Genomic DNA, 2864 nt, shown 5'->3' on the forward strand with positions numbered 1-2864 from the left:
CGCGCAGCGCTGATCGGGAAATAAACTCCTAAACGCCGAATCCATTTCAACTTCGTACTCCCATTGCGCCCTTTGCGAATTCCTTCGCGCCCTTTGCGTGAAACCAATGCCTCATTTTTCCTTCCGCGAAGAAGCCCCCAACACCACTCCACATGCCCCCTCCTTCAGCTGCACAGGCCCATCAGCCCCCACCTGATAATACCTTATCCCCATCAAAGCCGTCACCAGTACCTCTTCATATTTCTGCTCGTAAGCCATTCGAACCTTGCCAAGATGATCCATTCCCTCCTCGATCGGCACAATCAACTCCTCCCCCTCATTATCCCAACATTGGCGCTGCTTCTCCCCATCCTCAGATATCAATACCACCCCATATCGGATCGAAAAATGCGTGGCCCTTTGCGGAACATGCCTCAGACTACCCCTAAAACCAAATTCCACCACCTGGTCCTCCGTCAAAATATTCACTGTAGGAAGACTCTCCACATAATCACTCACCCGGTATTCCTTGGCCAACTCAAATCCTTTCAGCAAACCCACTTGCCCATTCAACAACTTTCTATCCCCTCTCTCCAAGAGCTCGTCAGACTGAATAATACGCTGAAAGACCCCCGTCAGATAGGAAGGCATATAACCCGTTTTCATATCATACAGAAAGCTCCACGCCACATGCCTATACAGCTGGCTCAACGACGTGGCCCTCCCAAACTCCGACGCCGTCTTCCTGCTATTGACAAACTCCGGCCTTTTCCTAAACTGTTCCCCGGTCAGCGAGCTCTTTCTTCTCGCATAATGTTTCCCATTCATCTTATAAAAGCATACCCCATCCACGGTACCCTCAAATTCATGTCCTGCTGATTGCCTTGCCATATTTTCTTTTCTCCTTAATCCATTAATCCCTTAAACCATTAATCCCAAACCCATAAACCATAAACCTTAAACCATAAACCATAAACTATAAACCATAAACCATAAGCCTTAAGCCATAAACCTTAAACTATAAACTATAAACCATAAACCATCTCGTTGTGCGAACGTCTCCGACTTCGCACCCCCACATCAATCCATTAATCCCTTAAACCATTAATCCCAAAACCATAAACCTTAAGCCATAAACCTTAAACCATAAACCATCTCGTTGCGCGAACGTCTCCGACTTCGCACCCCACATTAATCCATTAATCTCTTAAACCATTAATCCTTCCCATATGAACATTTGAACAGTGAACATTTTGAACCCTGAACATTTGAACAATAAACCCTGAACATTTGAACACCTGAACACCTAAACATTGAACACCTGAACACCTGAACACCTAAACATTGAACACCTAAACAATAAACCATAAGCCTTAAACTATAAACCATAAGCCTTAAACCTTAAACCTTAAACCATAAACCATAACCCCTATCCCAAACCTCCCCCTACCTTCCCCCAAAGCCCCAGCAAAGCTGCACTAAAGCTCCATTAACTCCGTATTAACTCCGTGTTGGCCTAATCCCTTAGTCTACCCTGTTTTCTTATATATTGGAATTAATTTTGGTGATTATCGCTCGAAAAATGCGCTGGAACTATCCCTAACGTATTCACCACCAAAAGGTTTCGCTTTTTTTGAAAAAATATTTTCTCGGTCATCCGATTCCTGAATCGTTGTCCGAACCCCTCCGACTCCGCACCCCCCCCATTAATCCCTTAATCTCTTAAACCATTAATCCTTCCCATTTGAACATTTGAACAGTGAACATTTTGAACCCTTAACCCATAACCCTTAAACCATAAACCTTAACCCATAAACCCCTTCAAAAAGCTCCTCCCCACAGGCAGCACCTCTCCATTGACCAACTCTACCCGTCTCCCCTCATGCCTTCTGATCGCATGCATATTGACAATGTAACTCCGATGGATCCTTACAAAATTCTTCGGACCCATTTTGGCCTCCACCTCCTTCATCGTCATCCTTAACAAATACTTCCTATGCTCAATGCCTGAAGCAATGAGTGGTTTATGGTTTATGGTCCGCTTTGCGGACGGTTAAAGTTTAAAGAACCGAGGCCCATAAACCATAAGCCATAAACGTCCTCGAAGAGGACAATAAACTATAAACAAAATTCCGCTTCTTCTGAGAGTGAGGGTCAATTATAAAACCGGGCGGGGAAAAAAACTTCACAAAGAAGTCTGAAAGACTTCAACTATGAATAACCCCGGGTGGCAACCCGGGGCAAATAACTACAAGATAATCAACAACCCTGAAAGGGTTGAACTATATACGTAATCTTAATTATTGCCTATGAGTACATAAAAAAACCTTTGGGCCTCCGGGCCTCCCCGCCCCTTCCTATGTGAGGGTCAGACGCTCACAAAACCGGGCGGGGAAAAAAAACTTTACAAAGAAGTCTGAAGGACTTCAACTATAAGTAGCCCCGGGTGGCAACCCGAGGAAATAACGACAGAATTTCAACAACCCTGAAAGGGTTGAACTATATACGTACTCTTAATTATAGCCAATGAGTACATAAAAAAACCTTTGGGCCTCCGGGCCTCCCCGCCCCGTCCTATGTGAGGGTCAGAAGCTCACAAAACCGGGCGGGGAAAAAAAACTTTACAAAGAAGTCTGAAGGACTTCAACTATAAGTAACCCCGGGTGGCAACCCGGGGAAATAACGACAGAATTTCAACAACCCTGAAAGGGTTGAACTATCCGCTATACTTTTGATAGCCAAATGGATATAAACAATTTCCGCCGAGGAGGATGAACGGATTAACGTAAAGCAATGAGTGGGTTTATGGTTTATGGTCCGCTTTGCGGACGGTTAAAGTTTAAAGAACCGAGGCCCATAAACCATAAACATTAAACGTCCTCGAA

General features: G+C 44.6%; 2 protein-coding genes. Both read right to left on the bottom strand.

Annotation, left to right across the window (positions count from 1 at the left end; translation table 11 throughout):
- Positions 1-111: 111 nt before the first annotated feature.
- Complete coding sequence (locus KI659_RS18440; protein ID WP_213946864.1) at positions 112-870, bottom strand: hypothetical protein; 759 nt, start codon at positions 868-870, stop codon at positions 112-114.
- Between the two features lie 913 nt (positions 871-1783).
- A complete protein-coding gene (locus KI659_RS18445) occupies positions 1784-2014 on the bottom strand; it encodes a LytR/AlgR family response regulator transcription factor (RefSeq protein ID WP_317195991.1) in 231 nt (76 codons plus the stop codon).
- Between the last annotated feature and the right edge of the window lie 850 nt (positions 2015-2864).

Source organism: Litoribacter ruber (genome assembly GCF_018449405.1).
GTDB lineage: Bacteria > Bacteroidota > Bacteroidia > Cytophagales > Cyclobacteriaceae > Litoribacter > Litoribacter ruber.